This is a genomic window from Sorangium sp. So ce145, from assembly GCF_051525985.1.
Taxonomy (GTDB): Bacteria; Myxococcota_A; Polyangia; order Polyangiales; family Polyangiaceae; genus Sorangium; species Sorangium cellulosum_B.
In genome coordinates this window covers 3,348,839-3,371,702 of record NZ_CP150315.1, presented here as the reverse complement: position 1 = coordinate 3,371,702, position 22,864 = coordinate 3,348,839, and the positions used below count along the sequence as shown (strand labels likewise).

Sequence of the window (22,864 nt, the reverse complement as noted above, 5' to 3'; positions counted from 1 at the left end):
ACGCGCCGCGAAGGGCGGCGCAGCGCCGCCCGAGCCACACGATTCGGGCTTCTCCTGAACCACGGTCGGGCTTGATCGGAACCTGTGATGTCAGGCAAACACGCCAAGTAGATGGATCCGTGGGCATGACGGGAAAATCTCTCGATCGGGAGAAATCGACGAGCCAAAATGCAATGCGATCCGCGCGCTCGAGAGCGCACACAAAAGCCTTTACGTGCGCTCCAAAGTCAGTATCTACAGGATCACGACGTGGGAGCGGCGACGTCGAGCCGGCCTCCGTCACGCGGCAGAGGTGCACTGTCCTACGGGCGCCGGAGACGTTGAAGAGGGGGGCCACATGGCGGGGTGTTGCGGCCGGACGGGAGACAGCGGCGTGCATCGGGTCGAGGTGTCCACTCCGCTCCGTACCGCACCGATCCCGCCCTAGCCGGGACGCCGATGCGACGCGCCGGTTGTGCCGCCGTGCTCGTTGTCCTGATGGCGACGACCCCGGTGCACGCGGATACGCCTCGGTCTGAATCGGGACGGGAGACTCAGGAGGACGACCACATGTTCCGCGGCGAGATCTCCGCGTCACCGCTGCTCGCGGTGGGCCTCCTGCCCGCGCTCGGCGGGGGGGCATCTTTCGCCACGGCGTTCCGCTGGCCCAGCCTGTCGATCGGCGTCGAGGCGCGGATGTTCACCTCCCTGGCGGACACGTTCGCGGACGGCGTCCTGGTCCACGCGAGCCTTGCGATGCCGACGCTCGACATCTGCGGTCATCGCGGGGTCCTGTCGGTGTGCGCCGTCTTCGACGCCGGCGAGCTGCGGATCACGAGCGACCCCGGCGTCAGCATTCAAGCGCGCCAGCCGTGGGTCAGCTCGGTCGGCCTGCGGGTCGCGGGCGATTGGCGCTTCTCCGAGCAGCTGCTCCTGCGCGGGTTCGCCGAGCTGCACACGAACCACAGCCGTCCGTCCCTCTGGGTCAACAACAGAGAGGTATGGCGGGTCCCTCCGCTCTCCGGCGTGGTCGGCGTGGGGCTCGTGCTCCCCGTGGATGCCTTCTGAGCGAGTCACCCCGGCCGCTCCCTGGACGGGAATGCGGCCGATGACACCTGGCCTGAACAAGCGGTCACCACGCCGCGATGAGCACCATGTCAGCAGCATCAGCAAGAGACACCGGGGCGGACGCGGCAGCGCAGGACCGACCCAGCTCCGCGCGTCGGCGATCCCTGGCCGGACTTCGGGCGGGCGGGACCGGCGTCCGAGCGCCGTGGTGGCTCGTCGCTGCGGCCGCGGCCCTGCTGTCGCCCTGGCGCGCCGGCGCCGCGCCGCCCCGCGCCGCGGTGCAGCTCGAGTACCGGCGCGCGCCAGGGGCCGAGCGCTGCCCGGGCGAGGGGCTCCTGCGCGAGGAGATGGCCAGGCAGCTCGGTTATGACCCGGTGGAGCCCGAGGCGGCCGCGCAGGCCAAAGCCCTTGTCTTCCGCGGTCCAGGGAGGGAGATACACGCCACCATGGATCTCTACGACGCGGATGGATCCATCGCATGGTCTCGGCACCTGGTCGTCTATCACGACGACTGCAAAGAGCTTGTCATGAACATGGCGCTCTCGCTCCGCATCGCGCTCGATCCGAGCCTCCACGTGCCGCCCGCCCCGCCCCCGCCGCCGCCCTCCCCTGCCCCGCCCCCGCCCGACGCCCTCTCCGCCGCGCCCGCGCAGCGGGCGTGGCCCGACATCAGGGTCGGCCTTGCGGGGTCCGCGGTGTTCGGAACCCTGCAGGAGACGACCGCCGGGACGGCGCTCCATGTCGCGCTTCGTTATCCATCCTTCACCCTCGGCATGGAAGGCCACGTTCAATTGCCGGTCACGATTCAGCTCGACGAGGCGACGAGCATCTCGACCTGGCTCGCGGCGGCGAACGTGATGCCGTGTTCGCAGCGCCGTCACCTCTTCGCTTGTGCCGTCGCGTCGGTCGGGGTCGTGACCACCTCCAGCACCGACGCCAGGATCATCGACACCTCGTCGCTCTGGCTCGCCACAGGGCCGCGCGCAGGCATCGAGATCCCGATCTCCGATCGGCTCGCCATCCAGTTCTATGGCGACATCGTGCTGCGCCTCTCGGAGTTCCGCGTCGAGAGCCAGGAAGGTGTGCTCTGGACCCCGCCCGCCTACGGCGGGCTCGTGGGCCTCCGCCTGGACGTGAATCTCGATCCGCGGAGCGAGGCGCCCGCGCGTCGCGCTGCCCTCCCTCGGGGTGCCGAGGCGGCGCATTGACAAGCTTCGCGACGACGCCGTCGCCACGCTCGAGGGGGAACAGAGATGCGGTCACAGTCACGCAAAAACACATCCGCAGAGCCTTCCCACGCCCGCATGGCGGAGATCGCCGACGAGCACTTCTCGTTCATCGCCCGCTACCTCGCCCGCCTCGGGGTTCGCGCGCAGGACATCGAGGACGTCGCTCAGGAGGTCCTCGCCGGCGCCTACCGTGCGCTGCCGCGGTTCGATCCCAGCCGGGGCACCGTGCGGTCGTGGCTCATGGGCATCGCGACCCACCAGGCATCGAACCATTTCCGGCGGGCCCACCGCCGCCACGAGCGCCTCCGGCCGTTCGACGATCTCGCGGCGCTGCCCGACGTCACCCCCGACTCCGAGCAGCACGCCATCGCGAGGGACCGGCGCTGCGTGCTCGACAAGCTGCTCCAGGAGATGCCCATGGAGCGCCGCTGCGTGTTCGTCGCCCATGAGCTCGAGGAGATCGACATGGCCGAGATCGCCCAGCAGCTGTCGATCCCCCTGAGCACCGCTTGGAGCCGGCACCGGCTCGCCTGGGTCGACATCGAGGCGGCGATGCGTCGCTGGCAGGCGCGGCAGCGCGGCCGCGGGCTCGCGCTCGTCCCCTTCAGCGCCGGCGCGCTCGTCGAGGAGGCGCGCACGGGAGGCGAGGGCGCGCCGACGTGGCTCACGAGGCTGTACCGCAGGGTCCGCGGGGTGTTCTCTCCGTGGCCATGGAAGCTCCCGATCGAGGGCGGCGCGCCGACGCGGGCAGGCTCGCTCCATCTCGCAGCGAGCATCGCAGTCCCGCTGGCGAGCGCCGCCGCCGTCATCGCGCTCACGCTCGGCGCGCTGCGCGCCGCCTCGACGCCGGCCGCCGCCGGAACGCGCGCCGCGACCGGGCTCGCCATGGCGGTCGCCCGGACGCCGCCGCCCCCGCCCGCGCTGCCGCCGCCGTCCCCGGCCGCACCGTCGCTGCCTTCCCCGGCCGCGCTGCCGCGGTCCCCGGCCGTGCTGCCGCCGCCCGGCGCAGCTGCAGCGGCGGACGCTCCGCAGGGCGGCCGGATCGCGGCCGCCGGGAACCCGCGAGCGACCAGCGCGGCGCTGCCCGCGCAGAAGGCCGCGCTCCGTCCGTCGGGCGGAGCGACCTTGCCCTCCGCGGGACCGCCTGGGGCGTCGAACGATCAGGAGATCGCCGCGGAGCGCACCCTCATCGACGGCGCGATCACGGCGTTGTCGCGCGGTCGTTATGCGGAGGCGAAGCGCCGCCTGATCGAGCACCGGATGAGGTTCCCAGCTGGCCGCCTCACGGCCGAGAGGAACGCGGCGCTGCGCGCGCTCCGCACGAGGACGGCAGCCGCCGGGCCCCGCCCGCTCCTCTAAAGCAACGGTCACCCGTACAGGAGACGCTCCCTCCCGACTGCCGCCGACTACTGCTCTCCCGCACAGGAGACGCTCCCTCCCGACCGCCGCCGACTACTGCTCTCCCGCGCAGGATACGCTCCCTCCCGACCGCCGCCGACTACTGCTCTCCCGCACAGGAGATCATTTTTCAGAGCCGATGGCTTTTTTTTGAGATGGGAGATCAGCTCCTCCTAATTAAGCGAGCATGGGACAACCGCATCGCACTCTCGCACCGTCGATGCCGCTGGATAGACAGCGTGCCTTCGCCCGGCTCTTTCGGGGGAAGACCTACGACTCCGTATGGAATTGGCTTAGGCGGCTCGGGGTCCCACGCCGTGATCGGCGAGACATCCTCCAGGATGTGTTCCTCGCCGGATACCAGAGCTTCCCATCCTACGATCCGCTCCGCGCCCGACCGGAGCGGTGGCTCAACAGGATCACGGTCCACGTGGCCGCCCACTACCGCGACCGCGCGCACCACCGGCGCGAAGAGCTGTCCTCCGGCCACGCCCCGCGCCGCGTCGCCGACGAGCGCCCGAACGCCGAGGAGCAGATCGACGTAGAGCAGACGCGCTCCCTCATCCTCTCGCGGCTCAGGTCGCTGCAGGCCGAGGAGCAGCAGATCCTCATCGCGCACGACCTCGAAGGCGTGCCGATGGCGACGGTCGCCGAACAACACGGGATCCCGCTGTCGACGGCGTACAAATGGCGCACGCGCGCGCTCGCGTCCCTGCGCGCGCTGCTCGAGGAGCCCCGCGCAGAGCGCAGGCAGCGACGACCGCCGCGGCCGACCGTGAGCGACGTCACCGAGGCGGCGCGCTCGGCGAGCGCCACGCGCTCGGCGAACACCCCACGTCGGACGGCGCTGGCAGAGCGACCCGCCCGCTCGCCCACGGCGGGCACGAAGCGGCCGGCGGCGCCCTGCCGCACACAGCCGAAGGGCGCCCCGTTCCTGCGGCGACCGGGCGGGGAGCGGGCGCACTCGCCAGCGCGCCTGTGACCGGCGGAGGCCGCCAGCGCGGTCGGGCCAGCGCTCGCGCGAACGCCAGCGTGAGCCCGGATCCGACGGCCCCCCATGGCCCGATGGCCCGCCCGCGCCCGCGAGACAAATCTTCAGGCCGATCGCGGGGCGTACGGGATACGGGGGTACGGGGCGCCGTACAGCGGCCAGAAAGCGCCTCCGGCCCACGCGCGGGTAGTCGGGGCGTATGTCGTCGCGCTATGCTGGAGCCTCAACGATGTACTACTCGACCGACGACCTTCGTATTGCAGGGCTCAGGCCCTTGATCCCCCCCGCCATCCTTATCGAAGAGATCCCCGTCAGCCCCGCGGCCTCCGAGACCGTGGCCTTCACGCGCAAGGCCGCCGAGCGCGTGATCTCGGGCGACGACGACCGGATCATCGTGGTGGTGGGCCCCTGCTCCATCCACGACCCCAAGGCCGCCCTGGAGTACGCCGCGCAGCTCCGGGAGGCGCGCGACCGGCTGAGCGACGATCTGCTCGTGATCATGCGCGTGTACTTCGAGAAGCCGCGCACCACGGTCGGCTGGAAGGGGCTGATCAACGATCCCGACCTCGACGGGAGCTTCTCGATCAACAAGGGGCTCCGCGTCGCCCGCGGGCTGCTCCGCGACATCGCCGAGCTCGGCCTCGCGAGCGCGAGCGAGTTCCTGGACACGATCTCGCCGCAGTTCATCGCCGATTTCATCTCCTGGGGCGCGATCGGCGCCCGCACGACCGAGAGCCAGATCCACCGCGAGCTCGCCTCCGGGCTCTCGTGCCCCGTGGGCTTCAAGAACAGCACCGAGGGCGACGTCCAGATCGCGGTCGACGCCGTGCGGGCCGCGCGCGAGGCGCACCATTTCCTCTCCGTGACGAAGCAGGGGATCTCGGCGATCGTGGCGACGCGCGGCAACGCGTCGTGTCACGTGATCCTGCGCGGCTCGCAGCGCGGGCCCAACTACGCGGCCGAGCACGTCCGCGAGGCCGCCGACCGCCTGACCAAGGCGGGCCTGCCGCGCCGGCTGATGGTCGACTGCAGCCACGGCAACAGCCAGAAGGATCCGGCGCGCCAGAGGATCGTGGCCGAGAGCCTGGCCGACCAGCTGCGCTCGGGCTCGCGGGACATCCTCGGCGTGATGATCGAGAGCCACCTCGTGGGAGGCCGACAGGATCTCGCGCCGGGCAAGCTCCCCACCTACGGCCAGAGCATCACCGACGCCTGCCTCGGCTGGAACGACACCGTTCCGGTGCTCGAGCTGCTCGCGCAGGCGGTGCGGGACCGGCGCGCCAGCAAGGCGGCGTGAACCCACCGCGCAGCGCCTGCGGCCGTGCGGGACCGGCGCGCCAGCAAGGCGGCGTGAACCCACCGCGCAGCGCCTGCGGCCGTGCGTGACGCCACGGCGGCCGCAGCGCCTGGCGACACACCGACCGCCGCGCGTGGCGGTTCCCTTCAGAAAATTTCATCTTGAGCGCAATCCACGACCCGCGGCACGCTGCAGCCACGGCCGCCTGGGTTTCGTGCGTCGCGGGCCCGGCGCCGCTGCCGTCCGGGCGAGCGACACGCTATGCCTGCACCCGGGAACGCCGCGGAGGGAGCCGCCATTCTCTCGGAAATCCTCATCATCCTGGCCCTCGTGCTCGTGAACGGCGTCTTCTCGGGCGCCGAGATCGCGATCGTCACGGTCCGCAAGACGCGGCTCGACCAGCTCGTCCAGTCGGGGAGCCGCCGGGCGTGGGCGGTGAAGCGCTTGCGGGGCAACCCGGAGCGCTTCCTCGCCACCGTGCAGATCGGCATCACCGTCGTCGGCGCGACCGCGAGCGCCTTCGGCGGGTCGACCCTCGCGAAGGACCTCGCGCCGGTCCTCCGCGCGGTGCCGTGGGTCGGGGACGCGGCGGACGAGCTCGCGTTCGCCGCGGTGGTCGCGCTCGTCTCCTTCCTGTCGCTCGTCCTCGGCGAGCTCGTCCCGAAGTCGCTCGCGCTCCGCGCCTCCGAGCGGTACGCGATGCTCGTCGGCCCGCCGCTCCGCGGGCTGTCGTCGCTCGCCCGCCCGCTCGTCTGGCTGCTCACCGCCAGCTCCAACCTGGTGCTGAGGCTCTTCGGCGACCGCACGAACTTCGTCGAGGCGCGCCTCTCCCCCGAGGAGATCCAGCAGATCGTCGACGAGGCCGCCGAGGCGGGCTCGGTCGACAAGCGCGCCGGCGAGATCGCGTCCCGCGCCATCGATTTCGCCTGGCTCACCGCGCTCCAGGTGATGCTCCCCCGCGGCCGCGTCGTGGCGCTCCCGCGCGACGCGGCCGCCCCGGAGGTGCAGCGCGCCGTGCTGGAGCACGGCCACACGCGGATGCCGGTCTACGAGGGGTCGAACGACAACGTGATCGGCTACGTCACGATGCCGGAGGTGCTCGCGCTCCTGTGGGGCGACGGGCAGTTCTCGCTGGAGAGCATCCTGCGCCCGGCGTACTTCGTCGTCGGGTCGATGCCGGCCGTCGAGCTCCTCGCCGAGCTGAAGCGGCGCCGGCTCCAGCTCGCCGTCGTCGTGGACGAGCAGGGCGGCATGATCGGCATCGTCACGATGGAGGACCTCGTGGAGGAGCTCGTCGGCGAGATCTTCGCCGAGAACGAGGCGCACCCGCCCCACGCAGAGACGATCCGGCGCGAGCCGGACGGGTCGGCGCTCGTGCCCGGCGACATGCCGGTCCACGAGGTCAGCCGGCAGCTCGCGATCGCGCTGCCGGACGACGTCCGCTGGTCCACGGTCGCGGGGCTCTGCCTGGGGCTCGCCCGGCGCATCCCCGCGCCCGGCGACGTCGTGACGACCCCGGACGGGGCGGAGCTCCACATCGTGGACGCGAGCCCGCGGCAGATCCGCACGGTGCGGGTCCGCATCCCGCCCGCGCATGCGAGCGAGCCCGAGGACGAGGAGCGGCGCGGTGAGGGCTGAACCGGCGCGACGCGTCAGGACACAGGGACGGACGCGCCCGGGGGCCTCCGCTGGAAGTGGTCGACCACCACGCAGCGCCGGGCGAGGAGGCCGAAGACGACGGCCGCGATCGGGATGAGCGCCGCGAAGAGAAGAGGTATTGAAGCGCGCCCGTGAACACATTGAGCGCGGCGACGCCGGCGGTGATCAGGTTGCCCGTGATCGCCATGCCGGCCGAGCGCCGTGAGGTGGACGCCGCGCACGGGTGGTAATTGGCCTTCGCCACGCGCTCGTGGATCAACATGGTGTTGATCATGAAGACGTTGAGATGTTCTTCATCCCACCCTGTGGTCAAGGTGTGCGACGGTGGCAAAACGGCGCGCGCGCCGGCGCAGACGACGATCGACGATCTGCGCGCGGGATTCAGGCTGCAAGGATTGACATCCTGGAAGGCCATCGTCGTATCCTCCCGGTAGCTCCGCGTTACGACCCCCGTCGTCGGCGACTCTGCCGAGGGAAGGTTCATGGAAAAGCTCAAATCGCGCTTCAGGCTCGCGCCGACGTATACCCTGCTCTGGCTCGCTGCGGCGGCGCTCGCCGCCGTGGCATCGTGTTCGGACGGCGGCCCCACCACGAGCGCGTGCGTCGCGCCGGAGACGGAGTGCGACGGCATCTGTATCAACACGGGCACGAGCACGAGCCACTGCGGCGCGTGCGGCGCGGCGTGCGACAGCGACGAGACCTGCCGCGACGGCGAGTGCGTGGCCGTGGCCGCGTGCGACGACGGCCTCGCGTCGTGCGGCGACAGCTGCGTCGACACGCAGAGCGACGAGGCGAACTGCGGCCGCTGTAACAACGCCTGCGAGGAGGGGCAGACCTGCGAGGCCGGCGCGTGCCAGGACGAGGGCGGCTGCCCCGCGGGGCGCACCGACTGCGGCGGCACGTGCGTCGACGTCGCGTCCGATCCGAGCAACTGCGGCGAGTGCGGCGCCGCGTGCACGGACGGACAGACCTGCGAGTCCGGCGAGTGCCAGGAAGGCGAGTGCTCGGCGGGGCTCACCGACTGCGACGGCGCCTGCGTCAACCTCCAGAACGACGCCGGGCATTGCGGCGAGTGCGGCACCGCGTGCACGGACGACCAGACGTGCGTCGCCGGCGAATGCGAGGACGGCTGCGGCTCCGGGCTCACGGCCTGCAACGGCGTCGAGGTCTGCGTCGACCTCCAGACCAACGCCGATCATTGCGGCGAGTGCGGCGCCGCGTGCAACGACTCGCAGGTCTGCCAGGCCGGGGCGTGCGCGTGCACGGTGAGCCCGGGCAACGATCTCGGCAGCGCCGTGCCGCAGATCGTCAACGGCACGACCGCGGGCCAGGCGAACACGTATTCCCCGACGTGCTCCGCCACGAGCTCGGGCGAGCGCATCTACTCGTTCACCGCCGCGACCGCGGGCGTCTACTCGTTCGACAGCACGAACTCCGGCTACAGCGTCGTCCTCGCCCTCCTCGACGCGACGGGGTGCTCCGAGATCGCGTGCAGCGCCGACCCGAGCGCGGTCATCACGGCCGACCTGGCGATGGGCCAGACCGTCTACGTCGTGGTCGACGGCGCGGAGGGCGAGGCGGGCACCTTCGAGCTGAGCGTGACGCGGGCGAGCGCGCCGAGCTGCCCTGCGGGGACCCTCGCCTCGTCGGTGCCGCAGACGATCACCGGCAGCACGGTCGGCCGACCCAACAGCGTGCGGCCGACCGTGACGACGGCCTGCCGCCAATCGAGCAGCCCCGACGCGGGATACGCGTTCACGGCGCCGGTCGCCGGCGACTACACCTTCGATACGTTCGGATCGGCGTTCGACACGATGCTCCACGTGCACGACGCGACCTGCAGGGGGGCTCAGCTCGCGTGCAACGACGACACGGACGTCGAGCAGTCGGAGGTCACGGTGACGCTCGCGGCGGGTCAGACCGTCGTGGTCGTGGTGGACGGCTCGACCGACACCAGCGACGGCGCGTTCACGCTCAACGTGAAGCGGGCCGTCCCGCCGCCGGTATGCGACGGCTCGGGCACCTGCGGCGACGGCAGCTCGGGGTGCACCCGGTGCGCGCTCGAGACCAGCTGCGCCGACGAGCTCTCGGCGTGCGTGGAAAGCATCCCGTGCATGGAGTACGTGAGCTGCTTCCGTACGTGCGACACGGCCGCCTGCAAGGAGGCCTGCAGGACGGTAGACCCGGCCAGCGCGGCCCTCTACGAAGCGATGCTCCAGTGCGCCCACTGCGACGTGTGCCGGAACGATTGCAGCGGCTCGTCGGAGGTCGTGTGTCGCTGAGCGAGCGGGTGAAATAGAAACGCTGCGTCGCCCGTGTTACGAACGGGATGATGCAGCGCATCCTCCACGGCCACTTCTGGACGGTCGCTCCCTGGCTCAAGCATCAGATTCGCGCTCCGCGGCTCGCTCCGTCTTCCCCCTTCTCGGTCCACGTCGATGACACTCCTGCCGGGCCCGTCCGGCTGCTCGGCAGGATCCGCCACCGAGAAGACGCGGGCTCGATCCTCGTCGTCGTCCACGGGCTCGGCGGTACGAGCGAGAGTTATTATGTGGTCGAGGCCGCCCTGAGGGCCGAGCGCGCGGGGCTCGCCTGCCTGCGCATCAACCTGCGCGGCGCCGGGGGCGACGGAGACGACATCTACCACGCTGGCCTGTTCTCCGATCTCCACGCCGCCATCACCTCCCCCGAGCTCGACCGGTACGAGCGCGTGCTCGTCCTCGGCTACTCGCTGGGCGGGCATATCGCCCTCCGTTACGCGGCGTCGGGCTCGCTCGACGGGCGCGTCCACGCCGTGGCGGCCGTCTGCCCGCCGCTCGACCTCGAGCGGGCCGTCGCCGCCATCGATCAGCCCGAACGGTGGGTTTACCGCAGGCATGTGATGTCCGGGCTGAAGGAGATGTACACCGCCGTCGCCTCGCGCCGCGCCGTGCCCGTGCCCCTCGACGAGGCGCTCGCCATTCGCACGATCCGCGAGTGGGACCGGCGCATCATGACGCGACGCTTCGGCTACCAGAGCGCGGAGGCCTACTACGCGAGCGAGAGCGCCGCCCCGCGCCTCCGCGACATCGCCGTCCCGTCGCTGATCGTCGCGGCGGAGGCCGACCCGATGGTGCCGCTCGACACGGTGCGGCCGGCGATCGAGGCCCACCCGCGCTCGCCGCTGCTCGACGTGCAGTGGCTCCGGCACGGCGGGCACGTGGGCTTCCCGCGGACGCTGAGCCTCGGGTTCGGGGCGGCGCCGGGCCTCGAGTCCCAGGTCATCCACTGGCTCACGGGGCACTGACCCGCGGGCGCAGGCCCGGCCGTGCCCGCGGCGCTCTGGCTCGGGCTCCCCGGGGCGCGGGAGCGCGATCGGATCACCACGCGGCCGCGGCGCGGCGGCGTCACCCGCGCGGCGCGGCGGGCGTCAGCGCATAGACGTCGACGTCCACGCCCGGGCTATAGAGCACGTGCGGCGCCCCCGCCGGGGCGGGCAGGCCGGCCGCGGCGACGACGCTCTCCTCGACGTGGGTCACCTCGGCCCGGTGGAGCGGATAGGGCGCGTGGTGCACCTGCCCGATCTTGAGCGCGCCGCCGCTCGCGGCGAACAGCAGGTAACGCTCGGCCAGGAAGTGCTCGAAGGTCCCCGGCGCCGCGGCGCCGCCGTCGATCGCCGCGCCGACGCGATAGCGCGCCTCGAAGCGCGCAGGCACGGGGCCCGGCCAGCGCCGCTCGCTGCGGTAACGGATCTCCCCGTCCCTCGAGTCGAGATCCATCGAGGCGTGGTGATAGGGCAGGTGCCAGCCGACCCGGGCCGCGACGACCGCGATCGCCTTGGCCGCGTCCAGGCTGAAGAACCAGACGCCCGGCGCTCGCCCCTCGTGGTGGACGTAGGTGCGGACGTTGAGCTCGTGGAAGTTCGAGATCCCGGGCACGCTCGGCGACCACCAGGGGCTGACGTCGCGCATGGTGAAGGCGACGACGCCGACGTAGGCCCTCCCCTCGAAGGTGTCGAGTTCGAGCGCGGGCGGCACGACGGCGCGCAGCGCGGCGATCGGCGTCTCCCAGTGCAGGAAGAGCAGCTCTCTCCAGCGCTGGAAGCCCGCCGGGCGGCCAGGGGGGCGGAGCGTGGGGGCGATTCGATCCACGGCGACCTCAGCATAGGACGGCGCGGTCAAAAGATCTCCTCTCGCGGCGGGCAATGGCATGGGGATATCCTGCGCGCGGGCCGAACGGGTACGGAGCGGAGGCAGGATGAAGAAGCTCATCAATGCGCCGGACGATCTCGTCGATGAGGCGCTCGAGGGGATGGGGCTCGCGCACGCCGAGCTCCTCCGGGTGAACGCCGCGCCGCGCTTCGTCACGCGCGCGGAGGCGAAGGGCAAGGGCAAGGTCGCGCTCCTCTCCGGCGGCGGCAGCGGGCACGAGCCGCTGCACGCCGGGTTCGTCGGGCGCGGCATGCTCGACGCCGCCTGCCCCGGCGCCGTGTTCACGAGCCCGACGCCCGACCAGATCTTCGAAGCGACGCGGGCAGTCGACGGCGACGCCGGCGTGCTCCACATCATCAAGAACTACACCGGTGACGTGATGAACTTCGAGATGGCCGCCGAGCTCGCGCGCGAGGCGGGAATCCCGGTGGAGGGCGTGCTCGTGAACGACGACGTGGCGGTCGAGGACAGCCTGTACACGGCCGGACGGCGCGGCGTGGGGACGACCGTCCTCGTCGAGAAGATCTGCGGCGGCGCCGCCGAGGCGGGCCGCCCGCTCGAGGAGGTGGCGGCGCTCGGCCGGCGGGTCAACGCGCGCGGCCGCAGCATGGGGGTCGCGCTCTCCGCCTGCACGGTGCCGCACGCCGGCAAGCCGTCGTTCGAGCTCGGCCCGGGCGAGATGGAGGTCGGCATCGGCATCCACGGTGAGCCCGGCCGGCGGCGGGCCAAGCTGGAGCCGGCCGACCGGGTGGCCGAGATCCTGATGCAGCCGATCCTCGACGACCTGCCGTTCGAGCCGGGCGACGACGTGCTGCTGTTCGTCAACGGCATGGGCGGGACGCCGCTCCTCGAGCTCTACGTCGTGTACCGCAAGGCGCGCGCGATCGCGCAGGGCCGCGGCCTCAAGGTCGCGCGCAGCCTCGTGGGGTCGTACGTCACGTCGCTCGAGATGGCCGGCGCGTCGGCGACCCTGCTCAAGCTCGACGACGAGATGCTCCGCTGGTGGGACGCGCCGGTGCACACGCCGGCGCTGCGCTGGGGGACCTGAGCCATGGAGGCCTTGAACGGCGCGCACATCGCGGCGTGGATCGAGCGCGCGGCCGACGTCATGGAGCGCGAGAAGGTGCTCCTGACCGAGCTCGACGCGGCGATCGGCGACAGCGACCACGGCACCAACATGGCGCGCGGCTTCACGGCCGTGCGCGTCCGGCTCGGCGGCCTCGATCACGGCGACGTCGGCGCGCTGCTGAAGGGCGTCGGGATGATCTTGCTGTCGACCGTCGGCGGGGCGAGCGGGCCGCTCTACGGCACGCTGTTCCGCGAGGCGGGCCAGCGGGCGGCCGGCGCCGCGGCGCTCGATCTCGCGGCCCTGGCCGGGTGCCTCGAGGCGGGCCTCGACGGCGTGAAGCGGCGAGGCAAGGCGTCGCCCGGCGACAAGACGATGGTCGACGCGCTCTCCCCTGCGGTCGACGCGCTCAAGGCCGCGCTGAGCGCGCCGGCGCCCACGGGCGACCCGGCGCGCTCCTCGCTCATGGACGGGCTCGCTCGCGCCGCCGAGGCGGCGCAGGCCGGCGCGCTCGCGACCGTGCCGCTCATCGCTCGCAAGGGCCGGGCGAGCTACCTCGGTGAGCGCAGCGCCGGGCATCAGGACCCCGGCGCCACGTCGTGTTCGCTCTTGCTGCGGAGCCTGGCCGCGACGGCAGGCGTATGAGCGGGGCGGCGGGCCGCGTCGGGCTCGTCCTGGTCTCGCACAGCCGGCAGCTGGCCGAGGCCACCAGGGCGCTGGCCCGTCAGATGACCGGCGAGGCGGTCGCCATCGCGTGCGCGGCGGGCGCGGGCGATGGCGGCGCGGATCTCGGCACCGACGCGACCGCGATCGCCGCGGCGATCGAGCGCGTCTGCGGGCCGGCCGGCGCCGTCGTGCTGATGGACATCGGCGGCGCGATCCTGAGCGCCGAGACGGCGCTCGAGCTCATCGATCCGGCCATCGCCGCGCGCACGCGCCTCACCGGCGGGCCGATCGTGGAAGGGGCGGTCGCGGCCGCCGTGCGGGCCGCGGCGGGCGGCACGCTCGATCAGGTCGCCGCGGAGGCGCGGCAGGCGCTCGCTCCGAAGGCCGAGCAGCTCGGCGAGGCGGAGCGCCCCGCGTCGGCGGCGGTGGCCGCGACCGATGCGGGCGCCGCGGCGGCGGTGGCCGCGACCTCCGCGGGCGCGCCGGCCGCGACGGTCGAGCTCGCGATCGCCGATCCGGGCGGCCTGCACGCCCGCCCTGCCGCGCGGCTCATCACGCGCGCTGTGGCCTTCGACGCGGCGATCACCCTGGAGAACGTGACGGCCGCGCGCGGTCCGGTGCCGGCCTCGAGCCTGATCGCGCTCGCCTCCCTCGGGGCGCGCCGGGGCGACGTGCTGCGCTTGCGCGCGACCGGGCGGCAGGCTGTCGAGGCGGTCGAGGCGCTCGCTGCGCTCCTGCAGCGCGACGCACCGGCGGCCGCCCCTGCGGCGCCCCCCGCGTCGTGCCACGCCATCCCGGTCGCGCCCGGCGTCGCGCTCGGCCCCATGGTCCGGCTGGTGCGGTCGATCCCGGAGGTCCCCGAGACCACGGTCGACGATCCTGCGGCCGAGGCCGAGCGGCTGCGGCGGGCGCTCGATCTGGCAGCGCAGGACCTCGGCAGCGCGCTGCGCGGCACCGACATCCTCGACGCCCATCAGGCGCTGCTCTGCGACCCGGCGCTCGTCGACGAGGCCATCTCCCGCATCGAGCGGGAGCGCTGCAACGCCGCCTGGGCCTTCCGCCAGGCGATCGACGCCGCGGCCGCGATCTACCGGCAGCTCGACGACCCGTACCTGCGGGCGCGCGAGGCCGACGTTCACGACGTGGGCGACGCCGTGGTGCGCGCCCTGCTCGGCGGCGCCGCGGCGGTGCTGCCCGACGGACCGCCGGCCGTCGTCGTGACCGAGGACCTCACGCCGTCGGAGGCCGCGCGGCTCGATGCGGGGCGGGTGCTCGGCGTCATCGACCGGCGCGGAGGTCCGACCTCGCACGCGGCCATCCTGCTGCGGAGCGCCGGCATCCCCGCGGTCGCCGGGGCCGCGGCGCTGGTGCCGGACGCGGGCGGCGCGCGCGCCGGCCTCGACGGCGCGACCGGCGAGGTGTGGCTCGACCCGGATCCCGAGACCACGATCGAGCTCCAGCGGCGGCAGGCGGCCCTCCGCGCGTCACGGCGGCCGCCAGGCGCCCGGGACGGCCGGTTGCGCCTCGCCTGCGGCCGCGAGGTCGAGCTCTGGGCGAACGTGGCTGGCCCCTCGGACGCGCGCGCAGCGCGCGAGGCTGGCGCCCTCGGGATCGGGCTCCTGCGCACCGAGATGCTGTTCCTGGACCGCGTGGACGAGCCTGGCGAGGACGAGCAGGCGGAGCTGCTCGCGGAGATCTTCGCGGCGTTCGCCGGCGCTCCGATCGTGGTCCGCACGCTCGACGCCGGCGGGGACAAGGCGCTGCCGTACCTCGAGCTCGACGCCGAGACGAACCCCAGCCTGGGCGTCCGCGGCGTCCGCCTCTCCCTCGCGCGGCCGGCGCTGCTCGAGGCGCAGCTCCGCGCGATCCTGGTCGCGGGGCGCGGCCATGACATCCGGGTGCTGGTCCCGATGGTCTCGATCGCCGCGGAGGTGAGCGCCGTGCGCGCCGCGCTGGAGCGCGCGCACGAGGCGCTCGCGGCCATGGGCGCGGCGCACCGCTGGCCCGTGGCCACGGGCATCATGGTCGAGGTGCCGTCGGCGGCGCTCATGGCGGAGCGCCTCGCGCGCCAGGCCGACTTCTTCAGCATCGGGACCAACGATCTGACGCAGCACACGCTGGCGGCCGAGCGCGGTCACCCGCGGCTGCACGCGCTCGCGGATCCGGCGCACCCGGCCGTGCTGCGGCTCGTGCGCGGGGTGGTGGAGGCAGGGCACGCCGCGAAGCGGCCCGTCTCGGTGTGCGGCGAGGCCGCCGGCGATCCCGGCGTCGCGCCGCTGCTCGTCGGGCTCGGGATCACGCGCCTCAGCATGTGCGCCTCCGCGTTCGACGCGGTGGAGGACGCGCTCGCCGGCGCCTCGTTCGCCGATCTCTCCGCCATCGCCGAGGCGGCGCTCGCGGTCGACGACGCGGCGGCGGCCCGCGCAGCCCGCGCGGCGGCGCGACGTCCGGGCTGACGTCGGTGCCGTGACGGAGCGGCCACGCCTGGCCAGGGACCGCCAGACGTCTGGCCAGTCCGGCGCCCGACCTCCCGAGCGATCCGGCCCGCGACCGCCGATCGCCGCTCGCTACAGCGCCCCCGCCGGCGCGGCGCCCTCGTGCGCGGAGCGCGCGGTGGTGTCGCTCGAGGGCTGATTTGCCCGCACCGGGTGTCCCAGCACGCACGCGCCTTCGTCTGGCAGCTCCGTCGCCGCGTCGCACGCCGCGAGCTCCCAGCCGGTCGCCTGTTCGGCGTCGGTCCCGGTGAGGTCGGCACCTCGGAGGTTGGCGGCGGTCAGATCGGCGGCCCCGAAGGTCGACTCCATCAGCGCGGCGCCCGAGAGGTCCGCCCCGGCGAGGCGCGCGTTCCGGAAGCTGCTCTGGCCGAGATCGGCTCGGGAGAGATCGAGCCCCGACAGATCCAGCCCGTCGAAGCTGCGGTGACCGCTCCTCGCGAGGAGGCGTACGGCGGTGGACCGTTGCGCGGCGTCGCCCGAGGCGAGCGTGGCGCGCAGCCGGAAGACCGCGAGGCGCGACGGATCGAGGCCGTAGACGAGCGTCGCGGCGAACGCGGCGAGCACGAGACGGGCGCCCAGGGAGCGCAGGGCGTTGCGTTCGGCGCCGACAAGAGGCAGCGCGAAGGTCAAGAGCGCCGCGCCCAGCGCGCTGCCGGCGTGCGCTGCCAGGAGGAGGCCGCGCGGAGGGATCTTCGCCAGGGCGACGGCGGCCGCGAGGACGAGGAGCAATGCGCCGCCGGCGAGCGCGAGGCGCAGCTCGGTCGACCGCGCGAGCTCGGGCGCGTCCGGCGCCCTCCGAGGGCCACCGGACACGGCGGCGCGGCGGACCGCCGGAGGCTCGCGCTCACCGGCAGCGCGGCGAGGGGCGCTGGTCGCCACGCTCTGGCGAGGAACGTCGGTCGCGGGGGGCATCCGCTGCGACTCGGGTATCCGCTGCGACTCGGGTGGCGCCGAGATCCGTTGCGATGACCACGCCGCTTCCATCCGCCGCGAGGCCGGCGCTGCCTCCATCCGCCGCGAGTCCGGCGCTGCCTCCATCCGTCGCGAGTCCGGCGCTGCCTCCATCCGCCGCGAGTCCGGCGCCGCCTCCATCCGCCGCGAGTCCGGCGCCGCCTCCATCCGCCGCGAGTCCGGCGCCGCGGGGCGACGGCTCCGCGCTGCGCTCTCGGGGACCGCGTCGGCGCTCGCGAGGGCGTCGCGCAGCGGCGAAGGGAACGACGCGATGTCGTCGAACGACGCGCCCGCGCTCGCCAGCGCCAGGATGGCCTCCTCGTCGAAGCCGGAGCGCGCGCACGCCGACGGATCGACGCGCGCGCCCACGAGCGAGCCCGCCGAGGAGAACGAGCGCGGGAGCTTGGCCCCGCGCAGATCCGCGGCCGCGAGCAGCGCCCCGCCGAGCAGCGCCCCCGAGAGATCGGCCCAGCGCAGGTCGGCCCCGGTGAGGTCGGCGTTGACGAGCGACGCGGCGTCGAGCCGCGCCCCCCCGAGGTTCGCGCCGGTGAGCTTGGCCCCGTCGAGGCGCGCGCCCGCGAGGTTCGCGCCCTGGAGGTCGGCGCAGCGCAGGTGCGCGGCCGCGAGGTCCGCGCCCGGGAGCTCGATGGCGGTGCTCTCGCCGCCGCGGCGCGACGAGAGGGCACCGAAGAGCGTGTGGAGAGCTGCGGTGTCCATGGCGGCGCCGCCTACTCGTCCGGGTCGATGGTGCCGATCGTGCTCGCGAACACCACCTGCCCGTCCTTCATGTAGCCGTCCAGCGCGAACCACGCGTGCGTATTGTCCCCGTCGAGGTCGCCTCGCGCATAGGCGGCCCACCTGCGATCCACCGGCACGTCCTCCGGGAAATGGTTGACGGAGACAGGCATGGGAGAGCCACCGAGTCGATATCGATACTGGTACGACTGAGGGTGGCTGACCGAGAACGCAAGGCACTTCCAGCCGACGGTCGTACTCCCGGTGTTGTAGTCCACACCCGGCCTGGGATCGGGCTGATATTTCTGCCCCTGGACACGATAGAACGCGTTGGGCACGGTGACCGCATCGCTGCACAGCGGCTGGACCGCCGCGGTGCCCGACATCGCCTGGAGGCGCTCGGCCGAACCGACGACGGCCCTGGCGATGCCGCCGATCGTCTGCTTGGCCTCGGCCGATTTGGCGAACACGAGGTACCTGGACACCCCCTGGGTCCCCAGGGCGGCCAGGATCGCCACGACCCCGCCCGCGACCATCACCTCGACGAGCGAGAAACCTCGTTGACCTCGCCCCCGAGCCGCCCACGCCACGCCAGGTCGAAAATTTCTTGCCACGATACAACTATATACCGGGGCTGTTCATCGATAAACAAGCACAACCCAGGGCGCTCTGGGCCATGGAGCGCTGTTTGGTCGGGGGTTGTGGGGAGTGTGGTCGTGTGGCCCGCGCGACGCCCACGTAGGCCACGAAAGAAGCGAGTTGGCGGCGCGGTGAGCGCGCGTGGTGCATCCTGCGCTCGGCGTCGCGTCGGTCGCGTCGGTCGCGTCGGTCGCGTCGGTCGCGTCGGTCGCGCCCGTCGCTCCGGCACCGCGGCGAGCGAGGGGGGCGGTGAGCTCAGGCGCGCGGGCCAGCGGTCTTGGGCGGCGGATCCCCCGCGAGGAACGCTTCGAGCGCGTCTGCGATGCGCTCGCCGGTCTTGCCGTCCCATCCCTCAGGCACGGAGCCTCGCTTGGCGCGGCCGTCGAGGATGGCGTCGACCTCGCGCGCGATGAGCGCGGCGTCGAGCCCGACGACGATGTTCGTGCCCTGCGTCACGGTGATGGGCCGCTCGGTGCCCTGACGCATCGTGAGGCACGGGATCCCGAGCGCGGTCGTCTCTTCCTGGATGCCGCCGGAGTCGGTGGCGACAAGCAGCGCATTGCCCATCACGGTCACGAAATCGTCGTATCCGAGCGGCTCCATGATCCGGAGCCCCTTCGTCTCGCGGAGGCGCGCCGACAGCCCGAAGGACTCGGCGCGGGCGACGGTGCGCGGGTGGACGGGGAACACGGTCGGCAGGCGCTGCGCGATCGCCTCGAGCGCGTCGAGCGTCTCGGCGAGCCGCTCGGCGCTGTCGACGTTGGCCGGGCGGTGGAGCGTCGCGATCGCGTACTTCTTCGGCTCGAGCCCGAAGCGCGAGAGCGCGTCCGTCTGGCGCTTGAGGGCGTAGTGGACCGAGTCGATCATCACGTTGCCGACGAACCGGATTCGCTCGGGCGGGATGCCCTCCGCGAGCAGGTTGGGGTGGGCGTCGTGAGAGGGGGTGAGCAGGAGATCGGAGAGCTGGTCGGTGAGGACGCGGTTGATCTCCTCGGGCATCGTCCAGTCGCGCGAGCGCAGCCCGGACTCCACGTGGACGACGGGAATTCCGAGCTTGGACGCCGCGAGCGCGCCCGCGAGCGTGCTCGTGACGTCCCCGACGACGACAACCACCTTGGGCCGGTGCTCGATCATGTCGGCCTCGGCGCCGACGAGGACCGCCGCCGTCTGCTGGGCGTGCGAGCCGCCGCCCGCCTTGAGCGTGTGATCCGGCGTCGGCAGGCCGAGATCCCGGAAGAACACATCGCTCATCGTCGTGTCGAAGTGCTGCCCCGTGTGGAGCAGCCGCATCGGTAGGCGGCGCGCCTTGAGGGCGCGGCAGATGGGGGCGAGCTTCATGAAGTTCGGGCGCGTCGCGGCGACGAGGTAGATCATCTCGACCGAGGATGATGCCGTGGTACCCGGCGCAGCACCAGCGTTTTGACGGAGCCGCGGGCGCGGCCGGCGCTCGATATCGTCGCTGTCACCTGCGATTCCACGACACCTACGCGCCGCGGTTCGCCATCGCGCTCGCGACGCCGCCCACGTCGGACGGGTCGGACCTGCGCTCGCGCTCCGCCGAGCGCCGCGCCCGGCGTGTGCGCCACCACCGCTCGGCGCTCATCACGGGCAAGATCGACATCGCCACCAGCGTCGACTTCACCCACGCGTCGAGCGACAGCGGCGCCGAGCCGAACAGCGTGTGCATGAACGGCGCATAGACGAAGCAGAGCTGCAGCGCGAGCAGCGCGCCGATCCCGACGTAGACCCAGGGATTCGAGAACAGCCCGATCTTCAGCATCGAATCGCGCAGCGACCGGCAGTTGAGCACGTAGAAGATCTGGAACAGCACGACCGTCGTGACCGCCGCGGTCTGGGCCTCGCGGTAGGCGATCTCCGAGACGACGCCGCCGCGCAGCTCCGTGAAGTACTCGTAAAAGAACAGCCCGATCGCCCCGGCCGTCATGAGGACCGCGACGATCGCCGTGCGCACGAGCACGAACCGGCTCAGGATCGGCTCGCCCGGATCCCGGGGCGGGCGGCTCATCACGTCCTTCTCCATCGCCTCGAACGCGAGCGGCAGGGAGAGCGCCACCGTGGCGACCAGGTTGACCCAGAGGATCTGGACGGCCGTGATCGGCATGAGCGGCGCGCCCCCGACGATCGGGAAGCTCATCACCGCCACGAGCAGGATCAGCGCCTCGCCCAGGTTCGTCGGCAGCACGAACGCGAGCGCCTTGACCAGGTTGTCATAGACGCGGCGCCCCTCCTCGACCGCCGCCCGGATGCTCGCGAAGTTGTCGTCCGTCAGCACGACGTCGGCGGACTCCTTCGACACCGCGGTCCCCGTGATCCCCATGGCCACGCCGATGTCCGCCTGCTTGAGCGCCGGCGCGTCGTTCACGCCGTCGCCGGTCATCGCGACGACCTTCCCCTCGGCCTGCAGCGCCTTCACCAGGCGGAGCTTGTGCTCCGGCGCGACGCGCGCGAACACGTGCGTGGACGTCGCCGCCGCGCGCAGCTCGCCCTCCGAGAGCCGCGAGAGCTCCGTGCCGTTCATCGCGCGCGCCCCGTCCGGCACGAGCCCGAGCTGCCCGCCGATCGCCCGCGCGGTCGCCAGGTGGTCGCCCGTGATCATCTTCACGGTGATCCCGGCCGCGTGGCACGCCTTGATCGCGTCGATCGCCTCGGGCCGCGGCGGGTCGATCATCCCCTCCAGGCCGAGGAGCTCGAACCCCTCCGGGAGGTGCTCCTCATCGAGCGAGGCCACGTCGCGGCCCGCCGGCCGCGAGGCCACGGCGAGCACACGCATGCCCTGCGCCGCCATCTGCTCGACCTGCGCCATCACCTGGGCCCGCCCCGCCTCGCCGATCGCGGCGCGGCCGAGCACCGCCTCGGGCGCCCCCTTCATGAAGATCACCCGGTCTCCGCCGGGGGCCTCGTGGAGCGTCGCCATGAGCTGCCGCTCCGACGAGAACGGGACGACATCCACGCGGCGGTGCTCCCGCCGCGTCCCCTCGACGTCCACGCCGAGCTTCTGGGCCGCGACGACGAGCGCGCCCTCGGTCGGATCGCCCTGGATGCCGCAGGCGTCCCCCTCGCGCGTCATGCGGGCGTCGTTGCAGAGCAGCCCCGCGCGGAGCAGCGCGCGCACCGCCTCGGGCACCTCGCCGACCGGCGCGCCGTCGCGGCGGAGCTCGCCTTCGGGCGCGTAGCCGACGCCGGTCACCTCGAGCGCGGCTCCGGCCTGCTCGAGCGCCGCCTCCCCTTGCGCGCCGGCGGCGGGCGTCCACAGGGCCCGGACCGTCATCTCGTTCCGCGTCAGCGTCCCGGTCTTGTCCGAGCAGATGACGCCCGTGCTGCCCAGCGTCTCGACCGCGGGCAGCTTCCGGATCACCGCGCGGCGCCGCGCCATCCGCTGCACGCCGATGGCGAGCGAGATGGTGATGATCGCGGGCAGCCCCTCCGGGATCGCGGCGACCGCGAGCGAGATGCCCGCGAGCATCGCGTCGACCGGCGGGTAGCCCCGGAGCAGCGCGACCCCGACGATGAGCAGCGCGACCGCGACGATCGCGACGGTCAGCACGCGGCCGACCTTGGCCATCGAGCGCGTGAGCGGCGTCTCGATCTCGGTCGCCTCGTGGAGCATCGAGGAGATGCGGCCGAGCTCGGTCGCGGCGCCCGTGGCGACGACCACCGCGGTGGCCGCGCCGCTGGTCACGAGCGTCCCGCCGAAGGCGAGGTTCTTGCGATCGCCGACGCCGGCGTCCTCGGGGACCGCCGCGACGTGTTTGTCCGACGGCACCGACTCCCCGGTGAGCGCCGACTCGTCCACGTGGAGGTTCTTCACCGAGAGCAGCCGGGCGTCAGCGGGGACCTTGTCGCCGGCGTCGAGCACCACCACGTCGCCGGGGACCACCTCGGCGGCGGGGATCACGCTCCGCTGGCCGCCGCGCACGACCGTGGCCGTCTGCGGCACCATGTCGACGAGCGCCTCGATCGCCTTGCCCGCGCGGAGCTCCTGGACGAAGCCGATCGCCGTGTTGAGCACCACGACCGCCAGCACGACCGCGCCGTCGATCGCCTCGCCCATGGCCATCGCGAGGGCCGCCGACGCGAGCAGCACGTAGATGAGCGGGTCGTTGATCTGACGGAAGAGCAGCTTGAGCGGACCGTCGCCCTTCGCGCGCTGGATCACGTTGGGCCCGACGTCCTTGAGCCGCCGAGCGGCCTCGTCGCCCGCGAGGCCAGCCTCGGCGCTCTCGATTTTGGAGAGCACATCGGGGACAGGCAGGCTGTGCCAGGCGATCGCGGCCGACGGGGGGAGGACGCGTTGGGACATGGAGTCATCTCCTGCGGTGGCAGCCGCGCTGTGCGCGCTGCGCTCACCGGCGATGGCAGCTTCGTGTCACGTGGTTCGCACGCGACTGCGGCGTTGTCGGCACGTCCCATGCCAGCGCATCCCCGGGCTGTTCAGCATTCCGGCTATCTCGCACCCTGGAATCGCGGGGGGCCTTTCACC

The 22,864-nt window shown here is 72.9% G+C and carries 17 protein-coding genes; 12 read left to right on the top strand and 5 right to left on the bottom strand.

Features of this window, described 5'->3' with window-relative positions; translation table 11 throughout:
* Positions 1 to 549: 549 nt before the first annotated feature.
* From WMF34_RS12965 to WMF34_RS12925, 9 genes are all read left to right on the top strand, one after another.
* Positions 550 to 1,047 carry a hypothetical protein gene (locus WMF34_RS12965; RefSeq protein ID WP_231864815.1) on the top strand — a complete coding sequence of 166 codons (498 nt, stop codon included), beginning with the start codon at positions 550 to 552 and terminating at the stop codon, positions 1,045 to 1,047.
* A gap of 86 nt (positions 1,048 to 1,133) precedes the next feature.
* Positions 1,134 to 2,255: a hypothetical protein gene (locus tag WMF34_RS12960; RefSeq protein WP_437993475.1), complete on the top strand. Its 1,122-nt coding sequence runs from the start codon at positions 1,134 to 1,136 to the stop codon at positions 2,253 to 2,255.
* Between the two features lie 96 nt (positions 2,256 to 2,351).
* A complete protein-coding gene (locus WMF34_RS12955) occupies positions 2,352 to 3,635 on the top strand; it encodes an RNA polymerase sigma factor (protein ID WP_437993474.1) in 1,284 nt (427 codons plus the stop codon).
* Between the two features lie 226 nt (positions 3,636 to 3,861).
* A complete protein-coding gene (locus tag WMF34_RS12950) occupies positions 3,862 to 4,656 on the top strand; it encodes an RNA polymerase sigma factor (protein WP_012235129.1) in 795 nt (264 codons plus the stop codon).
* A gap of 238 nt (positions 4,657 to 4,894) precedes the next feature.
* Positions 4,895 to 5,962 (top strand): 3-deoxy-7-phosphoheptulonate synthase, encoded by a 1,068-nt coding sequence (locus WMF34_RS12945; protein ID WP_012235128.1) that lies wholly within the window; start codon positions 4,895 to 4,897, stop codon positions 5,960 to 5,962.
* 261 nt (positions 5,963 to 6,223) lie between these two features.
* On the top strand, positions 6,224 to 7,600 hold the full coding sequence (locus tag WMF34_RS12940) for a hemolysin family protein (protein ID WP_437993473.1): 1,377 nt from the start codon (positions 6,224 to 6,226) through the stop codon (positions 7,598 to 7,600).
* 293 nt (positions 7,601 to 7,893) lie between these two features.
* The gene (locus WMF34_RS12935) at positions 7,894 to 8,055 is read left to right on the top strand and encodes a hypothetical protein (RefSeq protein ID WP_437993472.1); all 162 of its coding nucleotides are present in this window, start codon (positions 7,894 to 7,896) and stop codon (positions 8,053 to 8,055) included.
* Between the two features lie 48 nt (positions 8,056 to 8,103).
* Entirely contained in the window at positions 8,104 to 9,903 is a 1,800-nt protein-coding gene (locus WMF34_RS12930) for an MXAN_6577-like cysteine-rich protein (protein WP_437993471.1), read from the top strand.
* Between the two features lie 47 nt (positions 9,904 to 9,950).
* Positions 9,951 to 10,907: a YheT family hydrolase gene (locus WMF34_RS12925; protein ID WP_012235125.1), complete on the top strand. Its 957-nt coding sequence runs from the start codon at positions 9,951 to 9,953 to the stop codon at positions 10,905 to 10,907.
* A 100-nt stretch (positions 10,908 to 11,007) separates the two neighbouring features.
* Here WMF34_RS12925 and WMF34_RS12920 read toward each other — a convergent pair whose 3' ends face one another.
* Positions 11,008 to 11,751 (bottom strand): YqjF family protein, encoded by a 744-nt coding sequence (locus tag WMF34_RS12920; protein ID WP_231864813.1) that lies wholly within the window; start codon positions 11,749 to 11,751, stop codon positions 11,008 to 11,010.
* Positions 11,752 to 11,857: 106 nt separating this feature from the next.
* Between WMF34_RS12920 and dhaK the strand changes: the two genes are divergently transcribed.
* Genes dhaK through ptsP form a run of 3 tightly spaced genes read left to right on the top strand, consistent with a single transcriptional unit; the run spans position 11,858 to position 15,999 of the window.
* Complete coding sequence (gene dhaK / locus WMF34_RS12915) at positions 11,858 to 12,859, top strand: dihydroxyacetone kinase subunit DhaK (protein WP_437993470.1); 1,002 nt, start codon at positions 11,858 to 11,860, stop codon at positions 12,857 to 12,859.
* 3 nt (positions 12,860 to 12,862) lie between these two features.
* Positions 12,863 to 13,522 carry a dihydroxyacetone kinase subunit DhaL gene (gene dhaL, locus WMF34_RS12910; protein WP_437993469.1) on the top strand — a complete coding sequence of 220 codons (660 nt, stop codon included), beginning with the start codon at positions 12,863 to 12,865 and terminating at the stop codon, positions 13,520 to 13,522.
* On the top strand, positions 13,519 to 15,999 hold the full coding sequence (gene ptsP / locus WMF34_RS12905) for a phosphoenolpyruvate--protein phosphotransferase (RefSeq protein ID WP_437993468.1): 2,481 nt from the start codon (positions 13,519 to 13,521) through the stop codon (positions 15,997 to 15,999). Before dhaL ends, ptsP begins: the two co-directional genes overlap by 4 nt.
* A gap of 111 nt (positions 16,000 to 16,110) precedes the next feature.
* Here the strand turns inward: ptsP and WMF34_RS12900 are convergent, their stop codons facing one another.
* From WMF34_RS12900 to WMF34_RS12885, 4 genes are all read right to left on the bottom strand, one after another.
* A complete protein-coding gene (locus WMF34_RS12900) occupies positions 16,111 to 17,706 on the bottom strand; it encodes a pentapeptide repeat-containing protein (RefSeq protein ID WP_012235120.1) in 1,596 nt (531 codons plus the stop codon).
* Between the two features lie 11 nt (positions 17,707 to 17,717).
* Positions 17,718 to 18,314: a pilin gene (locus WMF34_RS12895; RefSeq protein ID WP_437993467.1), complete on the bottom strand. Its 597-nt coding sequence runs from the start codon at positions 18,312 to 18,314 to the stop codon at positions 17,718 to 17,720.
* Positions 18,315 to 18,618: 304 nt separating this feature from the next.
* Entirely contained in the window at positions 18,619 to 19,737 is a 1,119-nt protein-coding gene (gene wecB, locus WMF34_RS12890) for a non-hydrolyzing UDP-N-acetylglucosamine 2-epimerase (RefSeq protein ID WP_012235118.1), read from the bottom strand.
* A gap of 109 nt (positions 19,738 to 19,846) precedes the next feature.
* Positions 19,847 to 22,684 carry a cation-translocating P-type ATPase gene (locus tag WMF34_RS12885; RefSeq protein WP_437993466.1) on the bottom strand — a complete coding sequence of 946 codons (2,838 nt, stop codon included), beginning with the start codon at positions 22,682 to 22,684 and terminating at the stop codon, positions 19,847 to 19,849.
* Between the last annotated feature and the right edge of the window lie 180 nt (positions 22,685 to 22,864).

Coding starts and splice junctions, on each gene's coding strand:
- WMF34_RS12965 (WP_231864815.1), top strand. CDS start 550: ATGTTCCGCGGCGAGATCTCCGCGTCACCGCTGCTCGCGGTGGGCCTC.
- WMF34_RS12960 (WP_437993475.1), top strand. CDS start 1,134: ATGTCAGCAGCATCAGCAAGAGACACCGGGGCGGACGCGGCAGCGCAG.
- WMF34_RS12955 (WP_437993474.1), top strand. CDS start 2,352: ATGGCGGAGATCGCCGACGAGCACTTCTCGTTCATCGCCCGCTACCTC.
- WMF34_RS12950 (WP_012235129.1), top strand. CDS start 3,862: ATGGGACAACCGCATCGCACTCTCGCACCGTCGATGCCGCTGGATAGA.
- WMF34_RS12945 (WP_012235128.1), top strand. CDS start 4,895: ATGTACTACTCGACCGACGACCTTCGTATTGCAGGGCTCAGGCCCTTG.
- WMF34_RS12940 (WP_437993473.1), top strand. CDS start 6,224: ATGCCTGCACCCGGGAACGCCGCGGAGGGAGCCGCCATTCTCTCGGAA.
- WMF34_RS12935 (WP_437993472.1), top strand. CDS start 7,894: ATGAAGACGTTGAGATGTTCTTCATCCCACCCTGTGGTCAAGGTGTGC.
- WMF34_RS12930 (WP_437993471.1), top strand. CDS start 8,104: ATGGAAAAGCTCAAATCGCGCTTCAGGCTCGCGCCGACGTATACCCTG.
- WMF34_RS12925 (WP_012235125.1), top strand. CDS start 9,951: ATGATGCAGCGCATCCTCCACGGCCACTTCTGGACGGTCGCTCCCTGG.
- dhaK (WP_437993470.1), top strand. CDS start 11,858: ATGAAGAAGCTCATCAATGCGCCGGACGATCTCGTCGATGAGGCGCTC.
- dhaL (WP_437993469.1), top strand. CDS start 12,863: ATGGAGGCCTTGAACGGCGCGCACATCGCGGCGTGGATCGAGCGCGCG.
- ptsP (WP_437993468.1), top strand. CDS start 13,519: ATGAGCGGGGCGGCGGGCCGCGTCGGGCTCGTCCTGGTCTCGCACAGC.
- WMF34_RS12900 (WP_012235120.1), bottom strand. CDS start 17,706: ATGGACACCGCAGCTCTCCACACGCTCTTCGGTGCCCTCTCGTCGCGC.
- wecB (WP_012235118.1), bottom strand. CDS start 19,737: ATGATCTACCTCGTCGCCGCGACGCGCCCGAACTTCATGAAGCTCGCC.
- WMF34_RS12885 (WP_437993466.1), bottom strand. CDS start 22,684: ATGTCCCAACGCGTCCTCCCCCCGTCGGCCGCGATCGCCTGGCACAGC.